This is a genomic window from Pseudobutyrivibrio xylanivorans, assembly GCF_008935055.1.
GTDB lineage: Bacteria > Bacillota > Clostridia > Lachnospirales > Lachnospiraceae > Pseudobutyrivibrio > Pseudobutyrivibrio xylanivorans_A.
The window spans coordinates 2,618,707-2,640,002 of sequence record NZ_CP043028.1; the positions used below are offsets into that span (position 1 = coordinate 2,618,707).

Annotated in this window: 21 protein-coding genes; all 21 read left to right on the forward strand. The window is 41.1% G+C overall.

Annotation, left to right across the window (positions count from 1 at the left end; genetic code table 11):
• Window position 1 precedes the first annotated feature (1 nt).
• The 21 genes from FXF36_RS11805 to FXF36_RS11905 all read left to right on the forward strand — a co-directional run bounded on the left by FXF36_RS11805 (window position 2) and on the right by FXF36_RS11905 (window position 21,270).
• On the forward strand, window positions 2-2,107 hold the full coding sequence (locus tag FXF36_RS11805) for a chemotaxis protein CheA (RefSeq protein WP_151624332.1): 2,106 nt from the start codon (window positions 2-4) through the stop codon (window positions 2,105-2,107).
• A 14-nt stretch (window positions 2,108-2,121) separates the two neighbouring features.
• Complete coding sequence (locus tag FXF36_RS11810) at window positions 2,122-2,589, forward strand: chemotaxis protein CheW (protein WP_151624334.1); 468 nt, start codon at window positions 2,122-2,124, stop codon at window positions 2,587-2,589.
• Window positions 2,590-2,602: 13 nt separating this feature from the next.
• On the forward strand, window positions 2,603-3,217 hold the full coding sequence (locus FXF36_RS11815) for a chemotaxis protein CheC (RefSeq protein ID WP_151624336.1): 615 nt from the start codon (window positions 2,603-2,605) through the stop codon (window positions 3,215-3,217).
• Between the two features lie 14 nt (window positions 3,218-3,231).
• On the forward strand, window positions 3,232-3,720 hold the full coding sequence (locus FXF36_RS11820) for a chemotaxis protein CheD (protein ID WP_151624338.1): 489 nt from the start codon (window positions 3,232-3,234) through the stop codon (window positions 3,718-3,720).
• Window positions 3,721-3,740: 20 nt separating this feature from the next.
• Window positions 3,741-4,055: a hypothetical protein gene (locus FXF36_RS11825; protein ID WP_151624340.1), complete on the forward strand. Its 315-nt coding sequence runs from the start codon at window positions 3,741-3,743 to the stop codon at window positions 4,053-4,055.
• 37 nt (window positions 4,056-4,092) lie between these two features.
• Window positions 4,093-4,860 (forward strand): FliA/WhiG family RNA polymerase sigma factor, encoded by a 768-nt coding sequence (locus tag FXF36_RS11830; protein ID WP_151624342.1) that lies wholly within the window; start codon window positions 4,093-4,095, stop codon window positions 4,858-4,860.
• 41 nt (window positions 4,861-4,901) lie between these two features.
• On the forward strand, window positions 4,902-5,231 hold the full coding sequence (locus FXF36_RS11835; protein WP_151624344.1) for a hypothetical protein: 330 nt from the start codon (window positions 4,902-4,904) through the stop codon (window positions 5,229-5,231).
• A gap of 13 nt (window positions 5,232-5,244) precedes the next feature.
• A complete protein-coding gene (locus FXF36_RS11840; protein WP_151624346.1) occupies window positions 5,245-6,009 on the forward strand; it encodes a DUF6115 domain-containing protein in 765 nt (254 codons plus the stop codon).
• Window positions 6,010-6,029: 20 nt separating this feature from the next.
• A complete protein-coding gene (locus tag FXF36_RS11845; RefSeq protein ID WP_151624348.1) occupies window positions 6,030-6,641 on the forward strand; it encodes a hypothetical protein in 612 nt (203 codons plus the stop codon).
• A 161-nt stretch (window positions 6,642-6,802) separates the two neighbouring features.
• Window positions 6,803-7,534: a 30S ribosomal protein S2 gene (gene rpsB / locus FXF36_RS11850; RefSeq protein WP_151624351.1), complete on the forward strand. Its 732-nt coding sequence runs from the start codon at window positions 6,803-6,805 to the stop codon at window positions 7,532-7,534.
• Between the two features lie 4 nt (window positions 7,535-7,538).
• Window positions 7,539-8,465 carry a translation elongation factor Ts gene (tsf, locus tag FXF36_RS11855; protein WP_151624353.1) on the forward strand — a complete coding sequence of 309 codons (927 nt, stop codon included), beginning with the start codon at window positions 7,539-7,541 and terminating at the stop codon, window positions 8,463-8,465.
• Between the two features lie 119 nt (window positions 8,466-8,584).
• Window positions 8,585-9,499 carry a polysaccharide deacetylase family protein gene (locus FXF36_RS11860; protein WP_243143507.1) on the forward strand — a complete coding sequence of 305 codons (915 nt, stop codon included), beginning with the start codon at window positions 8,585-8,587 and terminating at the stop codon, window positions 9,497-9,499.
• Window positions 9,500-9,522: 23 nt separating this feature from the next.
• Window positions 9,523-10,293, forward strand: a complete 771-nt coding sequence (locus tag FXF36_RS11865) for a polymer-forming cytoskeletal protein (protein ID WP_151624355.1) — start codon at window positions 9,523-9,525, stop codon at window positions 10,291-10,293.
• Between the two features lie 37 nt (window positions 10,294-10,330).
• A complete protein-coding gene (gene pyrH, locus FXF36_RS11870; RefSeq protein ID WP_151624357.1) occupies window positions 10,331-11,026 on the forward strand; it encodes a UMP kinase in 696 nt (231 codons plus the stop codon).
• A gap of 9 nt (window positions 11,027-11,035) precedes the next feature.
• A complete protein-coding gene (gene frr / locus FXF36_RS11875; protein ID WP_151624359.1) occupies window positions 11,036-11,590 on the forward strand; it encodes a ribosome recycling factor in 555 nt (184 codons plus the stop codon).
• Window positions 11,591-11,652: 62 nt separating this feature from the next.
• The gene (gene uppS / locus FXF36_RS11880; RefSeq protein ID WP_151624361.1) at window positions 11,653-12,351 is read left to right on the forward strand and encodes an undecaprenyl pyrophosphate synthase; all 699 of its coding nucleotides are present in this window, start codon (window positions 11,653-11,655) and stop codon (window positions 12,349-12,351) included.
• A 12-nt stretch (window positions 12,352-12,363) separates the two neighbouring features.
• Window positions 12,364-13,167: a phosphatidate cytidylyltransferase gene (locus FXF36_RS11885; protein WP_151624363.1), complete on the forward strand. Its 804-nt coding sequence runs from the start codon at window positions 12,364-12,366 to the stop codon at window positions 13,165-13,167.
• A 10-nt stretch (window positions 13,168-13,177) separates the two neighbouring features.
• A complete protein-coding gene (locus FXF36_RS11890; protein WP_151624365.1) occupies window positions 13,178-14,326 on the forward strand; it encodes a 1-deoxy-D-xylulose-5-phosphate reductoisomerase in 1,149 nt (382 codons plus the stop codon).
• The gene (rseP, locus tag FXF36_RS11895) at window positions 14,320-15,366 is read left to right on the forward strand and encodes an RIP metalloprotease RseP (RefSeq protein ID WP_174819750.1); all 1,047 of its coding nucleotides are present in this window, start codon (window positions 14,320-14,322) and stop codon (window positions 15,364-15,366) included. The genes FXF36_RS11890 and rseP overlap by 7 nt, the downstream gene beginning before the upstream one ends.
• Before the next feature lie 112 nt (window positions 15,367-15,478).
• On the forward strand, window positions 15,479-16,531 hold the full coding sequence (ispG, locus tag FXF36_RS11900; protein WP_151624367.1) for a flavodoxin-dependent (E)-4-hydroxy-3-methylbut-2-enyl-diphosphate synthase: 1,053 nt from the start codon (window positions 15,479-15,481) through the stop codon (window positions 16,529-16,531).
• A gap of 299 nt (window positions 16,532-16,830) precedes the next feature.
• Window positions 16,831-21,270, forward strand: a complete 4,440-nt coding sequence (locus FXF36_RS11905; RefSeq protein ID WP_151624369.1) for a PolC-type DNA polymerase III — start codon at window positions 16,831-16,833, stop codon at window positions 21,268-21,270.
• The last annotated feature ends 26 nt before the right edge of the window (window positions 21,271-21,296 follow it).

The window sequence follows — 21,296 nt, forward strand, 5'->3', positions numbered from 1 at the left end:
GATGGATGTAAGTCAATATTTGGATATCTTTATCGATGAGACAAGTGGACATATTCAGAATCTTTCCGACAACATTATGGAGTTGGAAAAAGATCCTGAAAACAAAGATGTTGTAAATGAGATTTTCCGTGCAGCTCACTCTCTAAAGGGTATGGCAGGTACAATGGGATTCAAGAGAATGCAGCATCTTACCCATGATATGGAGAACGTTTTCCAGGAAGTTCGAAATGATAATGTACACGTTAATTCTGCTTTGATTGATATTCTCTTTAAGTGCCTTGATGCTATCGAGGGTTATCTTGATACTGTAAAGGCTACATCTAATGAAGGTGAAGAGGATAATGAAGCCCTTATTAAACTTCTTAATGATTATCTTAATCAGGCAGAAGGCGGTGGCGGCGATGAGGCAGCACCAGCTGAGGGTGGCGCAGAAGCAGAGGCAGCACCTGCGGAGGTAGCAGCTCCTGCAGGAGACGGACCTTTATATAAGAGTATTCCTGTAGACCCAGAGCTTTGCGAGAAGCTTAAGGGAGAGAAGCAGTTGTATGGATTTACAGTTCATATCAACAAGGAATGTCTTCTTAAGGCAGCTAGAGCTTTCCTTGTGTTTAAGGCGGTTGAAGACTTTGGTGAAATCATGGCCTTCAATCCAAGCTCCGGCGAAATCGAGGATGAGAATTTCGAATTTGACTTTTCATTTATTCTATCATCTGAGTCTGAATTGGACCCTATTTTAGAGTCTATTAAGGCTGTTTCTGAAATCGAGTCAGTTGAGGCTGATAAGGTTACAGCAGATATGTACGAAAAGAAAGAGGCACCAGCAGCAGAGCCAGCACCTGCACCTGCTCCAGCAGCGGCAGCACCTGCACCTGCTCCAGCGGCAGCTCCACCTGCAGCACCAGCAGCAAAATCCGGTGGTGGCGGTGGCAAGACTACGCAGCCAGCAAACAAGCCTGTTACCTCACGTACAATCCGTGTTGATATTGAAAAGCTTGATGCTCTCATGAATCAGGTATCTGAGCTTATCATTGCTAAGAACTCACTTGCATCACAGAGCAATAGTTCAGAGATTGATGGTCAGACACTTCATGAGAATATTGAATATCTCGAGAGAATTACAACAAACCTTCACGAATCAGTTATGAAGGTTCGAATGGTTCCTATCGAATCAGTAGTTGCCAAGTTCCCTCGAATGATTAGAGATCTTGACCGTAAGCTGAACAAGCCTATGGAACTCATCATGACTGGTGAGGATACAGAGCTTGACCGTACTGTAGTAGATCAGTTAGGTGATCCACTTCAGCATTTACTTCGTAATTCAGCTGACCACGGTATTGAGTCTCCTGAAGACAGAAAGGCAGCAGGAAAGCCTGAAAAGGGTACTATTTTCCTGAACGCTTTCCAGGAGGGCAACAATGTCATTATCGAAGTTGGTGATGATGGTGGCGGTATCAATACTGACAAGGTTAAGGAGAAGGCTGTTGAAAGAGGTCTCGTTACTCCTGAGGAGGCCGAGAACCTTTCACAGAAGGAAATTATCGACTTCCTGTTTATGCCATCCTTCTCAATGGCTAAGCAGATTACTGATATTTCTGGTCGAGGCGTAGGTCTTGACGTTGTTAAGAGTAATATCGAAGCCCTGGGCGGTGACGTAACTGTTAAGTCTGTAATGGGAGAAGGTTCAACCTTTACCGTTCGTCTTCCACTTACACTTGCTATTATTCAGGCTCTGATGGTTGAAATCAGAGATGAGAAATATGCGATTGCCCTTGCTTCAATTATGAATATTGAAAATATTCCAAAATCTGAGATTAAGTACGTAGAATCTAAGGAGGTTATCCACCTTAGAGGTCAGGTTATTCCTCTTATTCGTCTGGATAAGATTCTTGATTTCGAGCCTAAGGAAGAGGATGAAGAGACTATGACAGTTGTTATCTGCAAGAAGGGTGACACGCTTGGTGGTATCATCGTCGATAACCTTATTGGACAGCTTGAAATCGTTATCAAGTCACTTGGTAAGCTTGACAACAACAAGCTCATTAGCGGTGCTACAATCCTTGGTGATGGCGAAATCGCTATGATTCTTGATGTCAACGCTGTTATTTAATAGGAGGTGAGACCATGTCAGATTTGGCAATGTTTGATGTAGTAGAAAAAGAGAAAAAGCAATACATTGTTGTTAAAATTGGCGGCGAGCATTATGGTATCGACATTTCCTATATTGATAACATTGTTCGCTTGAGCAAGATTACCCGTGTACCAAAGGCGCCATCTTATTACAGAGGAGTTATCAATCTCCGTGGTGAGGTTGTTCCGGTTATGAGTCTTCGTCGCAGAATGGATCTTGATGATGATGAGTTTACCGACGCTTCTAGAATTATCATTCTTAAGCTTGATTCTGGTGGACTTATGGGCGTTATTGTTGACGAGGTAAAAGAGGTTCTCTCTTTATCTGAGGATGATATTGAGGCTCCATCTTCAACACTTAAGAGTAAGAACTCTTTCATTAATGGTGTTGGAAAGAATGGGGATGAGCTTATTTCCATCTTTGAAATTAGCTCTATTATAGGAGAGAATGAGGCTTCTTAATTAGGAGGTTTGAATGCTCAGTTTAAATGAGGTTAATGAAAAATATTTTGACGTCCTAAAGGAAATTGGCAATATTGGCGCTGGCAACGCAACAACAGCCATCGCCAATATGCTTGGCCTTCGAATCGACATGAGTGTTCCAGAGGTAGCCTTCCTTCCAGTTGAGGAACTGGGAGGAGCTATTGGAGCTGAAGATGAAATTATCGTCGGAATTCTATTGGGCGTTGAAGAGGATATTGACGGCTCTATGATGTTTCTGATGGATATGCAATCAGCACATCATATTGTAAATAAGCTGATGATGAGACCTGATGATTATTCAGAACCATTTGATGAAATGGATTTATCAGCTATAAAAGAAGTAGGAAATATTATTGCAGGTTCGTATCTTTCAGCACTTTCAGGGCTTACGAATCTTACTATTGCACCAAGTGTACCATTTGTTGCGGTTGATATGGCAGCAGCGATTCTTTCAGTTCCTGCTGTTCAGTTTGGTATTTTTGGTGACAATGCATTAATGATTAATACAGAATTCTCTGATGATTTGGGAATCAAGGGGCATTTTATTTTGATGCCAGAGGAAGATTCCTACGCGAAGATACTAACAGCACTTGGTATACCAGTATAAGGAGTGAGTGAAGTATGGGGCAGATGATTAAAGTCGGCATGGCTGATCTTAAAATATGCAAAGCTCCTGATGCACTGACAACCATAGGGTTGGGCTCATGTATTGGTATCGCCATCTATGACCCATCTACTAAAATCAGTGGATTGGCGCATGTTATGTTGCCAGATAGTACGGCTATTAGAAACAATTCAAATATTGCAAAGTTTGCAGACACAGGAATCCAGAAGCTTTATGATGATATGATTAAGGCTGGCGCAAACAAGGCTCGCATGGTGGCAAAGATTGCCGGTGGTGCTAAGATGTTTGAAATGCCTGGAGCAGCTGCAACTGGAATCAATGTTGGTGACAGAAATGCTGAAGCCAGCAGAGCAAAGCTTAAGCAGCTTGGTGTCAGACTTGTTGCTGAGGATTGTGGCTTAAATTATGGTCGTACAGTAGAGTTGTATAGTGAAACAGGAGAGTATTACATTAAGGCAGTTGGCAAACCGTTGAAGATTATATAATATAATACATGGAGGCACAGATGAAAACGCAGATTAATACAAAGCCAATTCCAATTATAATTACGTTGGCTGCAGCATTTATTGCCTGCGTTATGTCTATTGTGCAGCATGTTGAGTTTTCTGTTTTTGTAGCCAGACTTTTGGTGGTTGTCGTTATATTTTTATTTATGGGGACGGTCATCAAGCTTATTCTGGATTATGCATTCAGAGTTATTGAACCACCAGTGTCCATCGATGCAGAAGTACCGCCTGAGGGCATGCTTCTTGATGACGATGATGAGGATGCTGAGGGTGAAGGTTCTGAGGTCAATTCAGCTGAATCAGAGGAAGGTTAAATAGTTACTGATTCTTGCATGATTTAAGGGGGCATAAATGAAGGCAGGTGACAGGGAAAAGCTTTGGGACAAATATAAAGTTGGTCCTACTCCCGAGCTTAGAGAACAACTAATTCTTGAATACGCGCCGCTTGTTAAGATAGTTGCCGGCAGACTCTGCATGTATCTTGGTAATACTGTAGAGTATGAGGATTTGTGTAGTTATGGAATTTTTGGTCTGATTGATGCTATTGATAAGTTTGATTTAGCAAAGGACGTAAAATTCGAAACTTATGCAAGTCTTAGAATTCGTGGCTCAATTTTGGACCAGATTCGTAAAATGGACTGGATCCCACGTACTATCAGACAGCGTCAGCGTATGATTGACGATGCCATAAAGGCAGTTGAGGCTCGCACCGGCCATAGTGCTTCCGACGAGGATGTCGCCTCAGAGCTCAATATATCATCGGATGAGTTTTTAAAATGGCAGTCACAACTTAATGTTACAAACGTTGTTTCATTAAACGAGTTTGTAGAGGCTGGAAATGAGCCTGTTATGGAGGCGGAACATAATTCTCATTTTATTCAGCCTGAGGACAATATTTCAAAGCAGGAGCTTTCTGAAAAGCTCAAAGAAGCTTTGGATATGCTTACCGAAAAAGAAAAACAGGTTATCCTTTTATACTACTATGAGGATATGACCTTAAAAGAAATAAGTGCAGCACTTGAAGTTTCTGAATCAAGAGTTTCCCAACTTCACACCAAGGCTCTCCAGAAAATGCGAAATGTCTTAGGCGAGTACATGGGAATTCTTACAAATAGTTAGTATTGATTGATATTTGAATGCATCTGTCGGGAGGAAATGTTATGTCAATTAGTCCAATCAATTTTAATGGAATGATCCAGAACACGAATGAAGTTAGCCATACTAAGGCTACTGAGGATCAGAAGCCAATGCTTCAGCAATCGAATCTTACACATGCGGTTGATAAGCAGCAGGAGCAGCAGGCGAGACAGGTTAACGACCTGTACAAAACAGACAGAGAGGACGAAAGGTACGATCGCGAAGGAAACGGTAGAGGTTACGAGGGCAACAAAAACCGTAAGCCCCTCAATAAGAAAGAGGAGAAGAAGGGCTCTACTACCGATGGCAGTGTTTCAGAGAAGCACACCACATCCTTTGACATGAGAGTATAAAGAGGGAGATATAATGACTATACTGGAAATTGTGCTCCTAATAGCAGGGCTTAGTCTTTGTATTGGGAGCTTTTTTGTGTCTGAGCGTTTATCAGCAAAGGACAGAGAAAATCTTACAAAGCTTACAAAAGACCAAATTGAAGAGATAATTAAAGGCAAAATGGCCGATGCCAAGGCGGAAACAGAAGACAAGCTTTCCGCTACTATTGATGATGCCATGGAAGAGCTGGACCGCCGTACTGATAAGGAAACTAACGAGAAAATCCTTGAGATTTCCCAGTATTCTGACACAGTTCTTGAGGCGGTGGACAAGTCCCAAAAGGAAGTCACCTTCATGTATTCCATGCTCAATGACAAGCATAAGGCAACAGTTGATATGACTAAAAAGCTTGCGGAATTGGAAGATAAGCTTTTTGCTTTGGATGCATCAATTAATCGTAAGCTTGATATGCTAAAGGACAAGGAGCTTGAGATTCAGGAGGAAATGGAAAAGCTTGAGGCTAAAAAGCAGGAGCTTTTAGAGGAACAGGCGAAGGCTGATTCTGTGTCAGCTGCTCAGGAAAATTCTGTGGAAGCTCCAGTTCCTAATAATCAGATTTCCTTTACAGAGGCTTTGGCTCAGAGATTTTCTGAGGAAAATCATCCTATTAAGGCCAATGATAATATGGAAATTTTAGCCCTGGCGGACGAGGGCTTATCTGACCTTGAGATTGCCAAAAAACTTGGCAGAGGTTTGGGAGAAGTTAAGTTTGTGCTTGGACTTTATAAAGAAGGTTAAGCACACTGGAGGATATTGTTATGCGTTTTAAATACTATCTTAGGGGTATTGGTATTGGAATTACCTTTGCGACCCTTATTCTTACTATAAGCTTTTATTTTGGTAGAGATGCTATTACAAAGCAGGCGCTTACAGACGAAGAAATTATCGAGAAGGCTACAGCTCTTGGTATGACTATGCCTGAAGGCATGGAGGTCCCGATAGAGGAGACAGAGGCTGAAAGTGATTCTGAAAGCTCAGCCGAAGAGGTTGTTGAAGAGAATACTGAAGGTATGGATTCTGATTTAAAGGTCGAAGAGGAAGTAATCAATAATTCTTCAGCAGTTTCAGAGGGAAAACCTGAGACAAAGGTAGAAGAAAAGACTGAAGAGGACTCTGAGGACGAAACAATCAGATATATTCCATTCACTGTTAGAGGCGGAGAATCTTCTGAGGTGGTTTCAAATCATCTTTTTAAGGCTGGCCTTGTGGATTCAGCTGACGGTTTTAACAAATATTTAAGCCAGGTAAATATAGATAACCTAATTAAAACAGGTACTTTTTACATAAAGGAAGGCAGTTCTTATGATGATATAGCTGCCCTTTTGGTTAATAAAGAGGTGCGAACCACTTCACCACCGAAAGGTAACTAGAATCACTAATATTTTTGTTGATTTTTCATACAATTCATGATAAATTGTAAGAGCTGTTTAAAATTATACACGCATAAGGACTGACAATGGTTCCTAGCCTATTGTAGGTCGGGTTTTTGTCGGGAGGAATTATGCGGAAGAACAAACCAGGAGGTATTAAAATGAGTGTTATTTCAATGAAGCAGTTACTTGAGGCAGGTGTTCACTTTGGACATCAGACACGTAGATGGAACCCTAAGATGGCTCCTTACATCTACACAGAGCGTAATGGTATCCACATTATCGACCTTCAGAAGTCTGTAGGTATGGTTGACGATGCTTATGACGTTATCTTTGATATCGCACAGCAGGGCGGTACAATTCTTTTCGTTGGTACAAAGAAGCAGGCTCAGGACGCTATCGCATCTGAGGCAGAGCGTTGCGGCATGTTCTATGTAAACGAGAGATGGCTCGGTGGTATGCTTACAAACTTTAAGACAGTTCAGACAAGAATTGCACGTCTTAAGGAAATCGAGAAGATGGAAGCTGACGGAACTTTCGATCTTCTTCCAAAGAAGGAAGTTACAGGTCTTAAGAAGGAGCAGGAGAAGCTTACAAAGGTTCTCGGCGGTATTAAGGAAATGAACCGTATTCCAGATGCTATCTTCATCATTGATCCTAAGAAGGAGCACATCTGTGTACAGGAAGCTCACGCACTTGGTATTCCACTTGTAGGTGTTTGTGATACAAACTGTGATCCAGATGAGCTTGATTACGTAATCCCTGGTAACGATGATGCTATCCGTGCAGTAAAGCTTATCGTTGCAAAGATGGCAGACGCTGTTATCGAGGCAAAGCAGGGTGAAATGAACGAAGTTGCTGAGGAGTCAGCAGAAGCAGTAGAGGAGGCATAAGATTATGGCAGCTATTACAGCAGCAATGGTAAAGGACCTTCGCGAGCAGTCTGGCGCAGGTATGATGGATTGTAAGAAGGCACTCGCTGAGTGCGATGGTGATATGGATGCAGCTTTCGAGCTCCTTCGTAAGAATGGTGCAGCTAAGGCTGAAAAGAAGGCATCTCGTATCGCAGCAGAGGGTATCTGCAAGGTTGTAGTTGAAGGCAACACAGCAGTTGTTCTTGAGGTTAACTCAGAGACTGATTTCGTTGCTAAGAACGAGAAGTTCCAGACATATGTAGAGCAGGTTGCAAACCAGATTCTTAAGTCTGACGTTAACACAATTGATGAGCTCCTTGCACAGCCATGGGCTGAGGATTCATCTAAGACAGTTAACGATGTTCACGTTGAGATGGTTGCTACAATCGGTGAGAAGCTTTCTCTTAGAAGATTCGAGAAGGTTACTACAGATGGTTTCGTAGTTTCTTACACACACGGCGGCGGACGTATCGGCGTTATCGTTGAGATGGCTGGTGCTGAGTCAGATGCAGCTAAGGAAGCAGCTACAAATCTTGCTATGCAGATTGCAGCTCTTAATCCTAAGTATGTTAGCCGTGACGAAGTTTCTGCAGAGTACATCGCTCACGAGAAGGAAATCCTTCTTGCTCAGATTATGAACGATCCTAAGGAGTCTCAGAAGCCTGAGAAGGTTATCAACGGCATGATCGAAGGTCGTGTATCTAAGGAGCTTAAGGAAATCTGTCTTCTTGATCAGGTTTACGTTAAGGCTGAGGATGGAAAGCAGTCAGTTGCTAAGTATCTTGAGCAGGTTTCTAAGGAGACTGGTTCAGAGCTTTCTGTTAAGAGATTTGTTCGTTTCGAGACTGGTGAAGGTCTTGAGAAGAAGAATGAGGATTTCGCAGCAGAAGTTGCAGCTCAGCTTGGCTAATTAATAATTGCTCATTTCAAGGGTCCACATATTGTGGGCCCTTGTTTTTTTACCCTTTATCTTGTAAAAGTGTTATGATAAAATAAAATATGTGAAAAATTGGTGGGGAGGATAAAGCCTTGGATATTGTAAACGAAGGGCTTGAAAGGCAGCGTGCTAAGCGGAAGCGCGTGGCTCGTATGAAAAAGATGATTGTGTCTACCATTATGATTTTTATGCTGGCCACAATCCTCGTTATGGCATGCCTAATTGCAGAGGTGGTTTCTTTACAGAAACAGATTAATATTCTGTCTTCAAAGATTGCTGAGGAGAAGGTTGTTGAAGACAAGGAAGAGATGGTAGATGATAGTTTTCTGGACAATGTTTATCTGGTAGATAATCTGGATAACCTTGCCGAAGAAGGGGATATCCCTATGGTTTATCTTACATTTGATGATGGACCTAGTGATAACACGGATGCCATTCTTGATATTTTGGACGATTACAACGTCAAAGCAACGTTCTTTGTCGTTGGTAACGATACTGAAACCTATGGCGATGCATATAGACGTATTGTTGATGAAGGGCACACTATAGGTATGCATTCTTATAGTCATAATTATTCTAAGTTATATCAGTCAGCAGATTCTTTCGCTGCAGATTATGACAAGATCCACGATTTGATTTTGAATACTACTGGTGTAGATACCAGATATTACCGTTTTCCAGGCGGAAGCAGTAATAAAGTCAGCAACAGCAGTATGTCAGTCTTTATCAATTATCTCAACGAAAAGGGTGTCATTTATTACGATTGGAATGTAGCCTCTGGAGACGCTACATCTCAGGCGTTTACTACTGATGAACTTGTTGATAATGTAATGAATGATGTGGTAAAATACAAGACGTCTGTAGTACTGTTACATGATGCGTCAAATAAAGATGTAACAGTTGAAGCACTGCCTAGACTTATTGAGTCTTTAAATGAGGCGGGCGCTATGATTTTGCCAATCACAGATGAGACAACAGTTATACAACACGTGAGTGTTGTTCAATAATATTATGTTATGGAGGAATTGTAATGGGATTTTTCAAGGATTTCAAAGAGGATTTTAACGACGCAGTCAGTGAGCTTGTCCCAGGTGGAGACGACACCAAAGCTGAGGAGGTTATGGTTAACACTCTTGATGGTGATATAGATGTTGAATCTGAGCTTACAAAGCTTGATGGTCTTCTTGAGCAGGTATCTAAGAAGGTAGATTCACCTGCTTCACCAACTGTATCTGTTGCTAGGCCAGCAGAGCCTGAGAAGAAATCATTCTTCGAAACAAAAAATGAAACAAAGATGGAGGCACCAAAGACAATGGATGTTATGGGAAATGTTGCTGAGGCTAGACCTGCAGCTTCTGATGAGAATGCAGTTATTACTGCTGGAATGAAGATTACTGGTAATATTGAATCTCTCGGTTCAATCGAGGTTCAGGGCGAGATCGTAGGAGATGTTGCATGTAACGGCAAGCTTGTTGTTGCAGGTAAGGTGAATGGAAATTCTTCTTCAGCTGAGTTCTTCGCAGATGCTGCTAAGATCGAAGGCGAGGTTGTTACAACTGGAACAGCTAAGATTGGTGTTGGTTCAGTAATCATTGGCAACATCACAGCTACATCAGCAGTTATCGCTGGTGCTGTAAAGGGTGATATTGATGTTAATGGTCCTGTAGTAGTTGATACTTCTGCAGTAGTTATGGGTAACATTAAGTCTCGTTCAGTACAGATCAATAATGGTGCTGTTATCGAGGGCTTCTGCTCACAGAGCTACGCTGATGTTGATGTTAATAGTGTATTTGCACTTTAATCATAATTAAGAGACTATAGATAAAGGAATTGAATTAATGAAAAGAGTTGTATTAAAGCTTAGTGGTGAGGCTCTCTCAGGTGAGAAGGGCTTCGGATTTGATGAAGCTACCTGCGTTATGGTTGCAAAGCAGGTAAAGAAGCTTGTTGATGATGGCATCCAGGTTGGTGTTGTTATCGGTGGCGGCAACTTCTGGAGAGGACGTTCTTCAGAGAAAATCGACAGAACAAAGGCAGACCAAATTGGTATGCTTGCTACAGTTATGAACTGTGTTTACGTTTCAGAAATCTTCAGAACAGAAGGTATGAAGACCGCAGTTCTTACACCATTTGAGTGCGGCAATGTTTCAAAGCTTTATTCAAAGGACAGAGCTAACAAATACTTCGAGAAAGGCATGGTTGTTTTCTTCGCTGGCGGCTTAGGACATCCATACTTCTCAACAGATACTCCAACTGTTCTTAGAGCAGTTGAAATCGAAGCTGATTGCATTCTTTTAGCAAAGTCAATCGACGGTGTATATGATAGCGATCCAGCTAAGAATCCTAATGCTAAGCGTTATGATGAGATTAGCATTCAGGAGGTTATCGATCAGAAGCTTCAGGTAGTTGATATGACTGCATCAATTATTGCTATGGAGCAGAAGATGCCTATGTACGTATTCTCCCTCAACGAGGAGGATTCAATAGTTAAAGCTATTACAGGCAAATTTAATGGTACAGTGGTTACTGTATAAGGAGGACTTATGGACAATATTCTTGCGCTTTACGAAGAGAAAATGACAAAGAGCTATAACAATCTTGAGAGTGAGTTCACAACAATCCGTGCTGGACGTGCTAATCCTCATATCTTAGACAAGATTACTGTTGATTACTACGGAGCACCAACTCCACTTCAGCAGGTAGCAAATGTTTCGGTTCCAGAACCAAGACTTATTCAGATTCAGCCTTGGGAGCCATCCTTAGTAAAGGAAATCGAAAAGGCTATTAATATGTCTGATATCGGTATTAATCCTACTAACGACGGCAAGGTTATCCGCCTTGTTTTCCCAGAGCTTACAGAGGAGCGTCGTAAGGAAATCGCCAAGGATGTTAAGAAACATGGCGAGGATGCAAAGGTTGCTATCAGAAATATTCGTAGAGATGCTATTGATGCTTTAAAGAAGCACTCAAAGGATGAAGGTGTTTCAGAGGACGAAATCAAGGATCTTGAAGATAAATGCCAGAAGATGACAGATAAGTTCATCGGTGAGGTAGATAAGGCCGTTGAGGCAAAGACAAAGGAAATCATGACAGTTTAGAGTAATGCAGGGCACTACACAATGGTGCCCTGTTTCATTATTTCTATCCTTTAGGAGGTAATATGAACGTACCAGAGCATATAGCTATTATTTTAGATGGCAATGGACGTTGGGCCAAATCAAAGGGTATGCCACGCACTTATGGACATACCGTTGGCGCAAAAAATGTTGAGACTATCTGTAGAGCTGCCAATGAGTTGGGAGTAAAGTATGTGACTATGTATGCATTCTCTACTGAGAACTGGGCAAGACCTGCAGATGAGGTAAAAGCATTAATGAAGCTTTTGGGCGAATATGTTAAGACCTGCATGAAGACAGCAAAGAAGGATAATCTTCGTGTGCGCTTCATCGGTGATTTGACAAAGCTCGATCCAAAGCTTATTGCTGCAATTGATGAACTTACAGAATATTCGTCTCAGTTCACAGGACTGACACTTACAATTGCTATAAATTATGGTAGCAGAGATGAGATGACTCGTGCTATCAGAAAAGTTGCTTCTGATGTGAAGGCTGATAATCTTTCAATTGAGGATATTGATGAAAAGCTTTTCTCATCATATCTTGATACAAAGGATATCCCAGATCCTGATTTCATGATTAGAACTTCAGGTGAGCAGCGCTTGTCAAATTATCTTTTATGGCAGCTTGCCTATGCGGAGTTTTATTTTACTCCAGTTCCTTGGCCAGAGTTCACTCCAGAGGAGTTAAAAAAGGCTATCGAGGAATATGATAAAAGAAATCGTCGTTTCGGCGGAATTTAGAGAGGATTTTAAATGTTTATTACTAGATTAATTAGTGGAATCATTCTTGTGGCACTTTCCTTACTTTTTATTTGTACAGGTGGAGATGTCCTTCTTGCAGTGATGCTTGTTTTATCACTAATTGGTATGTTTGAGCTCTATCGCATTTTTGATGTTGAAAAGAAGCTTCCAGGAATATTTGGCTATGTTTCCTGCATTACCTATTATCTGAATCTGAAATTTCATTTTTCAGAGGATGTGATGGTTATTATGTTGGGATTTTTAATCGCACTTCTTGGAGTTTACGTTTTTGCGTATCCTAAGTATCATGCACATCAGATTATGGCTGCGTTCTTTGGTCTTTTCTATGTAGGAGTAATGCTTTCATTCTTGTATCAGACTCGTATGCTACCACAGGGGCAGTTTATTGTATGGCTTATTTTCCTTTGCTCATGGGGCAGCGATACTGCAGCTTATTGTGTTGGTGTTTTATTTGGCAAGCACAAAATGTCACCTATTCTTTCTCCAAAGAAATCTGTTGAAGGCGCTATCGGCGGTGTTGTAGGAGCGATGCTCTTTACAGCTATTTACTGCATTGCCATCACAAATATTTTCACACTTGAGAGCATAAATATTGTTCCGCTTGTGGTTATGGCAGGTATTGGTGCTTTGATTTCTATGATTGGAGATTTGGCTGCATCAGCTATTAAGCGCAATTTCGAAATCAAGGATTATGGAAAGCTTATTCCAGGCCACGGCGGAGTTTTGGACAGATTCGATAGCATGATTATCACAGCTCCACTAATTTATTTCCTAGCATATTATATTTACTTATAGAGGTGTTGAGATGGCACAGAAATTATCTATTTTAGGTTCCACAGGCTCCATTGGAACTCAGACACTTGATATTGTTTCACAGAATCCAGATGATTTAACTGTTGTTGCTATGTCTTGCGGAAGCAATATCGACCTTTTTGAAAAGCAGATTAGAAAATATAATCCAAGCCTTGTTTCTGTTGGCACAGAAGCTCTTGCAAAGGATTTGAAAACTAGACTTTCAGACATTGAAATAGAAATTATGTTTGGAATGGAAGGCTTGATTGCTGTTGCAACTTACGAGCCAGCTGATACTGTAGTTACAGCTGTTGTTGGTATGATTGGTGTACAGCCTACAATTGCAGCAATCAATGCTGGAAAAACAATTGCTCTTGCTAATAAAGAGACTCTTGTTACAGCTGGTCACATTATCATGCCACTTGCAAAGGAAAAGGGTGTATCAATCCTTCCAGTTGATAGTGAGCACAGCGCTATATTCCAGTCTTTAAATGGCGAGAGACATAATAAGATTTCAAAGATTCTTCTTACAGCTTCAGGTGGTCCTTTTAGAGGACGTACTCTTGATGATTTGGAGAATGTTACTTTAGAGGATGCACTGAAGCATCCAAACTGGTCTATGGGCGCAAAAATCACAATTGATTCTGCAACCATGATTAACAAGGGCCTTGAGGTTATGGAAGCTAAATGGCTCTTTGGTGTAAAGCTTAATCAGGTTGAGGTTGTTGTTCATCCACAGTCTATTCTTCATTCAGCTGTAGAGTTTATGGATGGTGCTGTGATAGGCCAGATGGGAACTCCAGACATGAGACTTCCTATCCTTTACGCATTGTTCTATCCGAATCGCAAGACTCTTTATGCAGAGCCTTTAGATTTGTTTAAGGTAGGCACACTTACCTTCGAAAAGCCAGACATGGAGACATTCTATGGTCTTTCTCTTGCGTATGATGCTATGGATGCAGGTGGAAATGTACCTACTGTTTTCAATGCTGCAAATGAGAGAGCAGTTGCTAAGTTCCTTAAGAATAAAATCAAATTCCTCGAGATACCGGAGATTGTTTCAGAGGCTATGATTAATGTTGATTACATCAGTAATCCTACAATCGAGCAGGTTCTCGAAACAGAGCAGATGACTTATGACTTTATAGAGAGCAGGTGGTAGTTATTTTAAAAATAATTCTTGCCATACTAATTTTTAGTTTCATAATTATTTTTCATGAATTGGGCCACTTTTTATTTGCTAAAAAGTGCAATGTAAAGGTCAATGAATTTACACTTGGTCTTGGACCTACACTTATTTCATGGGGTAAGGGCGAGACAAAATATTGTCTTAAGCTTCTCCCTTTTGGTGGAAGCTGTGTCATGGAAGGTGAGGATGAGGAGAGTGACAGTGACAGAGCATTCTCAAATAAGAGCCTTTGGGAGAGATTTCAGATAGTCTTTGGCGGTCCTTTCTTCAACTTTATTTTGGCATATATTCTTTCGGTGGTTTATATAGCAAGTATTGGTGTTAACGATACTACAATCTCTGCGATTACTCCTGGCTATGCTGCAGAAGAAGCAGGTATTCAGGCAGGAGATAAAATCATTAGCTTAGGCGGCTACAATGTTCATTTCTACAACGAAATTAGCATCTATACTTTTCTTCATGCTAATGACGAGTCGATTGAGGTTGTTTACGAACGTGATGGTCAGCGCTATAGTGCTACCATTGTTCCAAAGTATTCTGAGGAAGCAGGAAGAAAGCTTATTGGTCTTCAAAAGGCCCCGGAATATGTGAAGGTTTCTCCAATTGGAGTGCTTCAGTATGCTGCATATGAGATGAAGTATCAGATATATGTAACTATATCCAGTCTGAAGATGTTATTCACCGGTCAGATTTCGGTTAATGAGGTTTCTGGCCCTGTTGGTGTGGTGACAACAATTTCTGATGTTTACGATCAGTCGGTTACCAGTGGCGCATTTTATGTGTTTATTAATCTTACATCAATAGCAATTTTGCTTTCAGCAAACCTTGGTGTAATGAATTTACTTCCATTCCCAGCTCTTGATGGCGGAAGAATTCTTCTTATTATCATTGAAGCCATCCGAGGCAAGAAGATGAAGCCAGAAATCGAAAATGGCATCAATCTTGTTGGCTTCGCGCTTTTAATGTTGCTGATGGTGGTCGTAATGTATAACGATATTTTAAAGCTTATGTAGTTTTAGAAGGAGTAAACTGGTAGGCAACAAGCTCTTAGGTCTCTGGATGAAGCATTCTAGTTGAAGAAAGAGACTCTAAGGCTTTGTAGCCGTAACCAGTGTAGGTAGTAGTATGAATACAAAAGAAGTTCAAATTGGAAATAAAATTATAGGTGGTAACAATCCTATACTTATACAATCCATGTGTAATACTAAGACACAGGATGTAGCTGCAACTGTAGCTCAGATTCATGAACTTGAAAAAGCAGGCTGTGACATTATCCGTGTTGCAGTACCTGATATGGATGCAGCAAAGGCCATCGCTGAAATCAAAAAGCAGATTAATATTCCACTTGTTGCTGATATTCATTTTGATTATCGTCTTGCAATTGCAGCTATTGAAAATGGCGCAGACAAGATTCGAATCAATCCTGGTAACATTGGAAGTGAAGATAGAATAAAGGCTGTTGTTGATGCAGCAAAGGCTAAGAATATTCCTATCAGAGTTGGAGTTAATTCTGGCTCACTTGAAAAGGACTTAGTAGAGAAATATGGCGGTGTTACAGCAGAAGGACTTGTTGAATCAGCTCTTGATAAGGTTAGAATTATTGAGGAGCTTGGCTATGATAATCTTGTTATTAGTATCAAGTCTTCTGATGTAATGATGTGTGTGAAGGCTCACGAACTTATCGCTGATAAGACAGATCATCCACTTCATGTTGGTATTACAGAGGCTGGTACTTTAAGAGCCGGTAATATCAAGAGTGCATGTGGACTTGCCATGATTCTTTCTCAAGGCATTGGTGATACAATTCGTGTATCTCTTACAGGTGCACCAATCGAGGAGATTAAGACAGCAAAGCTTATTCTTAGAACTCTTGGCCTTAGAAAAGGCGGAATCGAAGTTGTTTCCTGCCCAACCTGTGGTCGTACACAGATTGATTTAATCGGCCTTGCAAACAAGGTTGAGAACATGGTTGAAGAGTTTAGTGACTTAGACATAAAGGTTGCCGTTATGGGCTGTGTTGTTAATGGCCCTGGCGAAGCTAAGGAAGCAGACCTTGGTGTTGCTGGCGGCATCGGAGAAGGCCTGCTCATCAAGCATGGCGAAATTGTTCGCAAAATGCCTGAAGGCCAGCTTCTCGATGCACTTCGCGAAGAGCTCATAAACTGGCCACGCTCGTAATAATCTATTAGTATAAAAATATTAATCTAAAGTTTTTTTAGATGATGCTGTGTGTTTATTATTCATCTAGAGTATTTAGATGAGGTGGTAGATGAGTTGTGTTATCTACGTCTTTAGATGAGGTGGTAGGTATCAAACTCTTGGGTCTCTGAATGAGGCATGTAGCCGAAATATGATCCCAAAAGGATGATTGCTTTAGCAATCAACTTTTGTGGTCTAGTAAGCTTTAGCTTACATCTAGTAAGAGACCCAAGGCTTGTAACCGTAACCACCGGACTTTGTTATTCGGAGAATTAGTTATGGATCAAATGGGATTTTATGAAGTATTCCCAAATATGAATGCTGAGAACGACCTTGCTACAGCCCTTAGTGACGCCACTGTCACTAAGGTCAGCACAGGTCGTTCTAAAGATGATATAAGGATATATGTTACTTTCAATACTCTAATTCCTAAGCGCCGCATTTGGCACTTGGAAAAGTCAATAAAGAAACAGTTTTTCCCTAATAATGGAGTATCAATTCGTATTCTTGAGGATTTCGACCTCTCAAGTCAGTACACTCCTGAGAATTTAATATCTTCATATAATGACAGTATTTTAGAAGAGCTAGAGGATAGAAGTGCTCTTCTTTTTAACATATACAAAAAAGCTGATGTTGATATCACAGAGGATGGTAAGCTTAAGGTTACAATCGAGGACACTGTTATTGGTCGTGAGAAAGAGGCAGAGCTTTTTGACCTGCTTCACACCATCATTTGCAGACGCTGCCATTTAGATGTTCCAATTATTTTTGATTATAAAGAGCCTGTTAAATCAAAATACTTGGAGAATGCCAAGCTTGAGATTGAAAATAGAATAAAGGCTATTAATGCCAGAACCTTCGCTGCAGAGGATAAGGATGAGTCTAAGTCTGAAAGTATTGATACTTCAGCCAAGGATTCAAGTTCTAAACAGACAGATGAGCCTGAAAAGGTAGAAAAGAAATTCGTCAGACCTCTTAAGAAAACTGACGACCCAGATGTAATCATGGGTAGCGAAATTATTGAGAACGCTACTCCTATGGAAGAAATCAACGGTGAGCTTTTAGGTCCAATTGTAATTCGAGGTCAGCTTACAGCTTTAGAGTTCAGAGAGACTAAAAAGGGTGGCTACTTTGGTACTGGTTCCATGACTGATTTTACAGATTCTATTTCTGTAAAGTTTTTCTTCTCAGATGCAGAACAGGGCCGCGAGTTTGAATCCGGTCTTAAGGTAGGCGGTTTCTACAAAGTTCAGGGTAAGCTAGACGAGGACATTTACTCAAAGGAGCTTACTGTTGGCCGCATTACCTGTGTTCAGAAGATTAAGGATTTCAGAGTTGTTCGAACAGATACTGCTGTCGAAAAACGTGTAGAGCTTCATTGTCATACAAAGATGTCTGAATTCGATGGAGTTTCCGAGATTACTTCTATCATTTCTCGAGCAAAGGATTGGGGCCACAAGGCTCTTGCCATTACAGACCATGGCGTTGTTCAGGCTTTTTGTGATGCGGATCATATGAAGGGTCTTGGTGATTTTAAGGTTATTTACGGTTGCGAGATTTATCTTGTAGATGATACAAAGCGTCCTGTCACCAATCCAAAGGGCCAGTCACTTAGGGACCAGTATGTTGTTTTCGATATTGAGACAACCGGTGTAAATCCTAGAACTTCAAAGATTATCGAGATTGGTGCAGTAAAGATTAAAGATGGTGAGGTTATTGATAAATTCTCTGAGTTCATTAATCCTCAAGTGCCTATTTCTTACAAGACAACTGAGCTTACATCAATCACAGATGATATGGTTATTGGTGCGCCTACAATCGATGTTATCCTTCCAAAGTTTATGGATTTTTGTAAGGATTCAATTTTGGTTGCACATAATGCTATTTTTGATACAGCATTTATTAAGCACAATTGTCATCTTCTTGGTTTGGAATACGATTTTACTCATGTGGATACAATGGAGGTTGCCCGTTATCTTCATCCAAACAATGCAAGATTTAATCTTGATGCTGTTTGTAAGATGGAAAATGTTGTTAACGAGCATCATCATCGTGCTATAGCTGATGCTGAGGTTACAGCCAAGATTTTCTTAAACTTTATAAATAAGCTTGAGGCAGAGCAAACCTTTGATCTTTCTGATTTGAATGCAAAGGCAAAACCTACGGCAGATCAGATTAAGAAGATGCGAGCTCATCACTGCATTGTTCTTGCAAAGAATGACTTGGGACGTATCAACCTTTACAGATTGGTTTCTGAGTCTCATTTGAAATATTTTGCCAGATATCCTAGAGTGCCAAAGTCGCTGCTTACTGAGCTGAGAGAGGGCTTAATTATCGGTTCGGCCTGCGAGGCAGGTGAGCTTTATGGGGCCATCATTGATGGTAGGGACGATTCTGAGATTGCCCGTATTGCAAGCTATTATGATTACCTTGAAATTCAGCCAGTTGGCAATAATGACTTCATGATTCGTTCTGACAAATATGAGGATATTAATTCCGTTAAAGATCTTCAGGAAATTAACAAGCAAATTGTTGGCTTAGGTGAAGAGTTTAATAAGCCGGTAGTTGCCACCTGTGACGTGCATTTCCTTGATCCAGAGGATGAGGTTTACCGTCGTATTATCATGGCGAACAAGGGTTTTGATGATGCAGACCAGCAAGCACCTCTTTATCTTCATTCAACAACAGAAATGTTGGAAGAGTTTTCATACCTTGGCATGGCAAAGGCTCACGAGGTAGTAATTGAAAATACGAATATGATTGCGGACATGTGTGAGTATATTCACCCGGTTCGCCCTGATAAATGTCCTCCAGTTATCGAGCATTCCGAGGAGGATTTGCGTCGTATCTGCGAGACAAGAGCACATGAGGTATACGGCCCTGAGCTTCCAGAGATAGTATCAGCCCGCTTGGAGCGTGAACTGAATTCTATTATTGGCAATGGATATTCCGTTATGTACATCATCGCTCAGAAGCTGGTTTGGAAATCAAACGAGGATGGCTATCTGGTTGGTTCCCGTGGTTCTGTTGGTTCTTCCTTTGCAGCTACTATGGCTGGTATCACTGAGGTTAATCCTCTGCCACCACATTATCGCTGTCCAAATTGCTTTTACGTAGATTTTGACGGTCCAGAGGTTCAGGAGATTGTTAACCAGGGACTTTCTGGTGTAGATATGCCGGACAAGATTTGTCCTAAATGTGGTAAGCCTCTTGCAAAGGATGGTTTTGATATTCCTTTCGAGACCTTCCTTGGATTCAAAGGTGACAAGGAGCCTGATATCGATTTGAATTTTTCAAATGAATATCAGTCAAAGGCTCATAAATATACTGAGGTTATTTTCGGTGAAGGACAGACCTTCAAGGCCGGGACAGTTTCAACCCTTGCTGATAAGAACGCCGTTGGATATGTTCTCAAGTATTTTGAAAAGCGTGATGTGAGAAAGCGTCGTGCGGAAAACGAGAGAATAGCAAAGGGTATTGAAGGTGTTAAGTCTACAACTGGTCAGCATCCTGGTGGTGTAGTAGTTCTTCCGAATGGAGAGGATATTTGTTCATTCACACCAGTTCAGCATCCTGCTAACAAGGATACCGATATTGTAACCACTCACTTTGATTATCATAAAATTGATGCCAACCTTCTTAAGCTTGATATCTTAGGGCACCTTGACCCTACAATGATTAAGCGTTTGGAGGATTTGACAGGCATAGATGCTACAACAATTCCTTTTGATGATAAGGGCGTTATGTCATTGTTTCAGAGTACTGAAGCCCTTGGAATAACTCCAGATGACATTATGGGTACCCCACTTGGAACTCTTGGAATCCCAGAGTTTGGTACTGACTTTGCTATGCAGATGCTTGTTGAGGCTAAGCCTCAGTACTTTACTGATTTGGTTCGAATTGCAGGACTTGCCCATGGTACTGACGTATGGTTAGGTAATGCTCAGGACCTTATTCTTAGTGGAACGGCCACTATCACCGAGGCTATTTGTACTCGTGATGATATCATGGTTTATCTTATTCATAAGGGACTTGACCCAGCGGAATCCTTCACTATCATGGAGCGAGTTCGTAAGGGTGTTGTTGCTAAAGGCAAATGTGATGAATGGCCAACCTACAAGCAGCACATGCAGGAGCATGGTGTTCCTGATTGGTACATTGGTTCTTGTGAAAAGATTAAATATATGTTCCCTAAGGCCCATGCTGCAGCCTACGTTATGATGGCTTGGCGTGTTGCCTATTGCAAGATTAATTATCCTCTTGCATATTATGCTGCCTTCTTCTCAATCAGAGCTGGTGGCTTTGATTATGAGAAATGCTGCCAGGGCAAAGCCAGAGCCGAGCAGGAGATTAAGACTCTTAAGGCTATGGCAAATCCATCTGCAACAGATAAGGATATTTTGATTGCTCTAAGACTAGTTCAGGAAATGTATGCCCGTGGTTTTGATTTTTTACCTATGGACCTATACCAATCTGACTCAAGATACTTTAAAATAGTAGATGGAAAGATACTTCCACCGTTTAATTCACTCCCTGGAATGGGTGACAAGGCTGCCGAGCAGCTTCAGATTGCCGCATCACAGGGCAAATTCCTTTCACTTGACGATATAAAGGAAAGAGGAAAGGTTTCACAGACAATACTTGATAAAATGGTTGAACTTGGCATAATCAAGGATTTGCCACAGTCAAATCAGCTATCGATCTTTGATTTTACCTAACCTGACACATACTTTTAGGAGGGCTG

Coding starts and splice junctions, on each gene's coding strand:
- FXF36_RS11825 (WP_151624340.1), top strand. CDS start 3,741: ATGAAAACGCAGATTAATACAAAGCCAATTCCAATTATAATTACGTTG.
- FXF36_RS11805 (WP_151624332.1), top strand. CDS start 2: ATGGATGTAAGTCAATATTTGGATATCTTTATCGATGAGACAAGTGGA.
- FXF36_RS11890 (WP_151624365.1), top strand. CDS start 13,178: ATGGCACAGAAATTATCTATTTTAGGTTCCACAGGCTCCATTGGAACT.
- FXF36_RS11905 (WP_151624369.1), top strand. CDS start 16,831: ATGGATCAAATGGGATTTTATGAAGTATTCCCAAATATGAATGCTGAG.
- FXF36_RS11810 (WP_151624334.1), top strand. CDS start 2,122: ATGTCAGATTTGGCAATGTTTGATGTAGTAGAAAAAGAGAAAAAGCAA.
- FXF36_RS11820 (WP_151624338.1), top strand. CDS start 3,232: ATGGGGCAGATGATTAAAGTCGGCATGGCTGATCTTAAAATATGCAAA.
- FXF36_RS11840 (WP_151624346.1), top strand. CDS start 5,245: ATGACTATACTGGAAATTGTGCTCCTAATAGCAGGGCTTAGTCTTTGT.
- FXF36_RS11830 (WP_151624342.1), top strand. CDS start 4,093: ATGAAGGCAGGTGACAGGGAAAAGCTTTGGGACAAATATAAAGTTGGT.
- FXF36_RS11865 (WP_151624355.1), top strand. CDS start 9,523: ATGGGATTTTTCAAGGATTTCAAAGAGGATTTTAACGACGCAGTCAGT.
- tsf (WP_151624353.1), top strand. CDS start 7,539: ATGGCAGCTATTACAGCAGCAATGGTAAAGGACCTTCGCGAGCAGTCT.
- ispG (WP_151624367.1), top strand. CDS start 15,479: ATGAATACAAAAGAAGTTCAAATTGGAAATAAAATTATAGGTGGTAAC.
- rpsB (WP_151624351.1), top strand. CDS start 6,803: ATGAGTGTTATTTCAATGAAGCAGTTACTTGAGGCAGGTGTTCACTTT.
- frr (WP_151624359.1), top strand. CDS start 11,036: ATGGACAATATTCTTGCGCTTTACGAAGAGAAAATGACAAAGAGCTAT.
- pyrH (WP_151624357.1), top strand. CDS start 10,331: ATGAAAAGAGTTGTATTAAAGCTTAGTGGTGAGGCTCTCTCAGGTGAG.
- FXF36_RS11885 (WP_151624363.1), top strand. CDS start 12,364: ATGTTTATTACTAGATTAATTAGTGGAATCATTCTTGTGGCACTTTCC.
- FXF36_RS11835 (WP_151624344.1), top strand. CDS start 4,902: ATGTCAATTAGTCCAATCAATTTTAATGGAATGATCCAGAACACGAAT.
- FXF36_RS11845 (WP_151624348.1), top strand. CDS start 6,030: ATGCGTTTTAAATACTATCTTAGGGGTATTGGTATTGGAATTACCTTT.
- FXF36_RS11815 (WP_151624336.1), top strand. CDS start 2,603: ATGCTCAGTTTAAATGAGGTTAATGAAAAATATTTTGACGTCCTAAAG.
- uppS (WP_151624361.1), top strand. CDS start 11,653: ATGAACGTACCAGAGCATATAGCTATTATTTTAGATGGCAATGGACGT.